Source organism: Clavibacter lycopersici, assembly GCF_003576405.1.
In the GTDB taxonomy this organism is placed as follows: Bacteria; Actinomycetota; Actinomycetes; order Actinomycetales; family Microbacteriaceae; genus Clavibacter; species Clavibacter lycopersici.
This window is the reverse complement of record NZ_QWGT01000209.1, coordinates 1-4,916: the sequence shown is the minus strand read 5'-3', so window position 1 is coordinate 4,916 and position 4,916 is coordinate 1. Positions and strand designations below refer to the sequence as shown.

6 protein-coding genes are annotated in these 4,916 nt (G+C 76.1%); 1 reads left to right on the top strand and 5 read right to left on the bottom strand.

Annotated features, from left to right (window positions below):
* Nucleotides 1-305, top strand: a 305-nt coding sequence (locus DZG00_RS12235) for a substrate-binding domain-containing protein (protein WP_158587805.1), incomplete at its 5' end; no start/stop codon positions are given.
* 31 nt (nucleotides 306-336) lie between these two features.
* Here the strand turns inward: DZG00_RS12235 and DZG00_RS12230 are convergent.
* The 5 genes from DZG00_RS12230 to DZG00_RS12210 all read right to left on the bottom strand — a co-directional run.
* The gene (locus DZG00_RS12230) at nucleotides 337-1,197 is read right to left on the bottom strand and encodes a DUF3097 domain-containing protein (RefSeq protein ID WP_119383081.1); all 861 of its coding nucleotides are present in this window, start codon (nucleotides 1,195-1,197) and stop codon (nucleotides 337-339) included.
* On the bottom strand, nucleotides 1,194-1,475 hold the full coding sequence (locus DZG00_RS12225; protein ID WP_119383080.1) for a protealysin inhibitor emfourin: 282 nt from the start codon (nucleotides 1,473-1,475) through the stop codon (nucleotides 1,194-1,196). Before DZG00_RS12225 ends, DZG00_RS12230 begins: the two co-directional genes overlap by 4 nt.
* Complete coding sequence (locus tag DZG00_RS12220) at nucleotides 1,476-2,522, bottom strand: M4 family metallopeptidase (protein WP_119455669.1); 1,047 nt, start codon at nucleotides 2,520-2,522, stop codon at nucleotides 1,476-1,478. It lies immediately after the preceding gene.
* A 93-nt stretch (nucleotides 2,523-2,615) separates the two neighbouring features.
* Nucleotides 2,616-3,320, bottom strand: coding sequence for a response regulator (locus DZG00_RS12215; protein WP_119455668.1), 705 nt, complete (start codon nucleotides 3,318-3,320; stop codon nucleotides 2,616-2,618).
* Nucleotides 3,317-4,916, bottom strand: a 1,600-nt coding sequence (locus DZG00_RS12210) for a sensor histidine kinase (RefSeq protein ID WP_147359991.1), incomplete at its 5' end; no start/stop codon positions are given. The genes DZG00_RS12215 and DZG00_RS12210, both read right to left, overlap by 4 nt.

Here is a 4,916-nt window from a genome sequence, read left to right as displayed (position 1 = left end):
TGCTGCTCGACCTGCCGTCGCGGCCCACGGCGATCCTCGCCCAGAACGACATGCTCGCCGCGAGCGCGCTCCGGGCCGCCGCGGCGCGGGGGCTGCGCGTGCCGGAGGACCTCACGGTCACGGGCTTCGACGGCGCGCACCTGCCGTGGCTCGAGCGCCGGCTCACGACGGTGGAGCAGCCCCTGCACGACCGCGGGGTGCGCGCCGGGCGCATGGTCGGCGAGCTGCTCGCGGGCCGGGCGCCGGCGAGCGTCGTGCTGCCGGTGCGCGTGCGGATCGGCGACACGGCGGCGGCGCCGGCCTGACCGGGGTGCCGCGGTCCCGCGGTCCTGCGCGCTAGCGTCCCGCGGGATCCGTCACGAAGTCGATCAGCTGCTCCACGCGTCCCAGGAGCGCGGGCTCCAGGTCCTGGTAGGAGCGCACCTGGCCGAGGATCCGCTGCCACGCCCGGGCGATGTCCGCCTGCTCGGCGTGCGGCCAGCCGAGCGCCTGGCAGATACCGTGCTTCCACTCGACGTTCCGCGGGATGACCGGCCACTCGGCGAGGCCCAGCCGTCCGGGCTTCACCGACTGCCAGACGTCGACGTAGGGGTGGCCGACCACGAGCGCGTGCGCGCGATGCGGCCCGCGCGCGACGGCCTCGGCGATGCGGCTCTCCTTGGATCCGGGCACCAGGTGGTCGACGAGCACGCCCACGCGGCGGCCGCGGCCCGGCCGGAAGCGGTCGAGCTCCTCGTCGAGGTGGTCGACGCCCTCGAGGTACTCGACGACGACGCCCTCGATGCGGAGGTCCTCGCCCCACACCTTCTCCACGAGCTCGGCGTCGTGCCGGCCCTCCACGAAGATCCGGCTGGGGAGCGCGACGCGGGCCTGCCGGTCGGCGACGGCGAGGGACCCGGACGCGGTGCGCGCGGGTCCGGTCGGCGCGGCGCGGGGCACGCGGAGCGCGACGGGCTCGCCCTCGAGCAGGAAGGATCCGCCGAGCGGGAACGTGCGCTGCTTCCGGCGGAAGTCCTCGAGCACGACCATCCCGGACTCGACGCGCACGATGGCGCCGCAGAACCCGGTGGACAGCTCCTCGACGACGAGGTCGCGCGTCGCGTCCTGGGGCCGCGGGGCCTTCTTCGCGGGCCCGCGCCAGCCTGTGGCGAGCACGTCCTGTCCGTAGCGGTCGTCGTCGAAGGGGGGCGGCGTCATCCTCCGAGGCTCTCACGGGACGCGTCCCGCACCCGGTCGACGAGCCGACGCCACGGGCCGTCGACCGCGGTCTCGCCGAGGCGCGCCTCGCGGTCGCCCGCGCGCACCAGGTACGTGAAGCGGTCGGCGCCGGGCGTCGGCGGGGCCGGCTCGTCCCACGGGCAGTCGTCGACGAGCGCGCTCCAGGCGCCCAGCTCGTCGGATCCGTCGTCCACGCGCACCGACCAGGTGCGGGTCATGCCCGCCACCCCGCCCGTGCGCGACACGGCGATCTCCACCTAGACCTCGATCCCGACGCCCTCCCACGCCGCCTGGACCGCGGCGACCTCGGACGCGCCCTCACCGTACCGCGCGGCGGCCGCCTCGATCGTGGCCCGGGCGAAGGCCGGGAAGTCGGCGTCGGCCCGCACGGCGCCGGACTCGATGACGTCGTACCAGACGCGCCCCGCGCCCTCCCAGGCCTCGCCGCCGATCGCCGTGGCCGCCAGGAAGAACGCGCGGTTCGGGATCCCGGAGTTGATGTGGACGCCGCCGTTGTCCTCCTCGGTCTCCATGTAGTCGTCCATGTGGCCGGGCTGCGGGTCCTTCCCCAGCACGTCGTCGTCGTACGCCGTGCCCGGGGCGCGCATCGAGCGGAGCGCGAGGCCCGTGGACCGGTCGAGGAACAGCTCCGCGCCGACGAGCCAGGTCGCCTCGTCCGCCGTCTGCCCGAGCGCGTGCTGCTCGACGAGCACGCCGAAGACGTCGGAGATCGACTCGTTGAGCGCGCCCGACTGCCCCTGGTAGACGAGGCCGAGCGTGAGCTCGGTGACCCCGTGGGTCAGCTCGTGGCCGATGACCGTGAGCGAGCGCGTGAACGGCGCGAAGACCTCGCCGTCGCCGTCGCCGAAGACCATGCGCGTGCCGTCCCAGAACGCGTTGTCGTACTCCTCGCCGTAGTGCACGCTCGCGAGCAGCGGCAGGCCGCGGTCGTCGAGCGACTCCCGGCCGTAGACCTCGGAGAACAGCGCGTAGGTGGCGCCGAGACCGTCGTACGCCTCGTCCACCTCCCTGTCGCCCGTGGCCGGGGCGCCCTCGACGCGCACCGTGCGGCCGGGCAGCTCCTCGCGGTTCCCCGCGTCCGAGATGGTGCGGTGGATCCCCGACGGGTCCCGCTCCGCGAGCGCGGAGTCGTCCGGTGCGGCGCCGGGACCGCGCCGGTCGTGGATCAGCGGCCCCTGGTCGCGGAGGGCGCGCCGCGCGGCCTGCCGTGCGGCGGCCAGGCGGCCCGGGTCGGCCTCGGCGAGGCGGGTCAGCAGGTACGGCGGGAGGATCGTGCGTCTCATGACCCGAGACTCGCACGGGGCGGCGACATCGTGACGGCTCGGAGCGGATCCGGCGCGGGGCTCGCGCACCCGCGGCCCGTGCCGTACGGTGCGTCAGCTCGTCCAGCGGTACCCGAGCTCGGGTCGGCCCGGCGTCCCGTAGCGCGGCACCCGCTCCACCTGGCCCACGTCGGCGAGGTACTCGAGGTACCGGCGCGCCGTCACGCGCGACACGTCGAGCGCGCCCGACACCTCGGCGGCCGAGACGCCCTCGGATCCGCGCGTCGCGGGTCCGCCCCCCCGCGCGATCCCGCGCACGAGGTCGAGCGTCTCCGCCGACATGCCCTTGGGCAGCCGCGCGTCCGACGCGGGGGAGCGCAGCGCCGCGAGCGCCCGGTCGACCTGCAGCTGCGTCGTGCTGCCGCTGCCCGCGCCGAGCCCCTCGCGGTAGCCGACGTACGCCGCCATCTTCTCGGCGAACGCCGCGAACGTGAACGGCTTGATGAGGTACTGCACGATCCCCGCCGTCACCGAGCTGCGCACCACGGCCTGGTCGCGCACCGCGGTCACCGCCACGACGTCGGTCGCGCGCCCGGCCGCCCGGAGCCGCCGGCAGACCTCGAGCCCGTGCATGTCGGGCAGCGTCATGTCGAGGAGCACCAGGTCGATCCCGTCCGCCCCCGCCTCCGCGACGAGCCGCAGCGCCTCGCCTCCCGTGTGCGCGACGCCCGCGACCTCGAAGCCGTCGAGCCGTCCGACGTAGAGGGCGTGGGCCTCCGCGGTCAGCACGTCGTCGTCGACGACCAGCACGCGGATCACGCGCGCACCCCGCCGTCGCGCGCGTCGACTCCGTCGGCGACGGGCGCGACCGGATCCGCGGGCAGCACGACCCGCACGCGCGCCCCGCCCAGCGGCGCGTCCGCGTCGCCCACCTCGATCCGGCCGCCGAGCCGCGCGGCCGAGCGCGCGACGAGCGCGAGCCCCACCCCGCGCGGCCCCGCGTCGCCGGCCTTCGTCGTCACCCCGAACTCCAGCACGCGCGGCCGTACCGCCGGATCCACGCCCGGCCCGTCGTCCGCCACCTCGACGACGAGCCCGCCCGCGTCCGTCCGCGACAGCGACAGCTCCACGCGCCCGCGGTCCTCGCCGCGCGCCGTGGCGACGGACGGGTCGGCGGCCGCGTCGATCGCGTTGTCGACGAGGTTGCCGACGATCGTCACGAGCTCCGTCGCGGGGACACCCGGATCGCCCGTTCCCTCGGCCACGTGCACCGTGAGCTCCACTCCGCGCTCGGCCGCCTGCGCCGTCTTGCCGCGCACGAGGGCCCGCACGACGGGATCCGCGTCCTCCGCCAGCCCGCCCTCCGACGCCCGCCGGTCCGTCTCGAGCTCCGACGCCGCGAGGGCGAGCGCCTCGCGCGGCCGCTCCAGCTCGATGAGCGACACGATGGTGTGCAGCCGGTTGGCGAACTCGTGGGTCTGCGCCCGCATGGCGTCCGAGAGCGTCCGCAGCGTCGCGAGCTCGCCCGACAGCCGCTGGATCTCCGTCCGGTCCCGCAGCGTCGTCACCGTCCCCAGCCGCGCGGCGCTCCCGGTGCGGCCCGTCGGCAGCGCGGGCCGCTGCGTGATGACGAGCACGCGCCCGCTGGGCAGGTGCACGACCTCGTCGGTCGTGGCACCCTCGACGAGCAGCCGCTCGATCGCGGGCGGCAGCCCCAGCGCGCGGACCTCGACGGGCCCCGTGGCGGGATCCAGCTCGAGGTCGAGCAGCTCGGCCGCCTGGTCGTTGTGGAGCACGAGCCGCCGGTCGCGGTCGACGAGCACGATCCCCTCGCCGACCGAGTGCAGCACCGACTCGTAGTACGCGAGCATGCGCGCCATCTCCTCGGGCCCGAGCCCCCAGGTCGTCCGCTCGAGCGACCTGCTGAGGAGCACGGCCCCGGCCGCGAGCAGGAGCGCGAGCGCCCCGACCGTGCCGATGAGCCCCGGGAGGCGGGCGCCGAGCACCTCGCTGACGCGGTCGACCGTGACGCCGGCCGCCACCAGCCCGACGATGCCGCCGTCGGCGTCGCGCACGGGGACGACCGCCCGGACGCTCGGCCCGAGCGTCCCCGTGGAGGTCTCGGTCATCGAGCGGCCGGCGAGCGCGGGGCCCGTGGTGCCGAGGTACCTGCGGCCGATCTCGTCCGGGTCAGGGTGGGTCACGCGCACGGTGTCGCGGTCCATGATCGTGACGAAGTCGACACCGGTGTCGCGCGTCACGTCGAGCGAGTAGTCGAGGAGCGCGCCCGTGGGATCCGCCGACGCGAGCCCCTCAGCCACCCGCGGCGAGTCCGCCACGGTCGTCGCCACGGCGAGGCTCCGGTCGGCGGCGGCCTGCTCAGCGCGCTGGCGCGAGTCGGCCCACAGCGCCGCG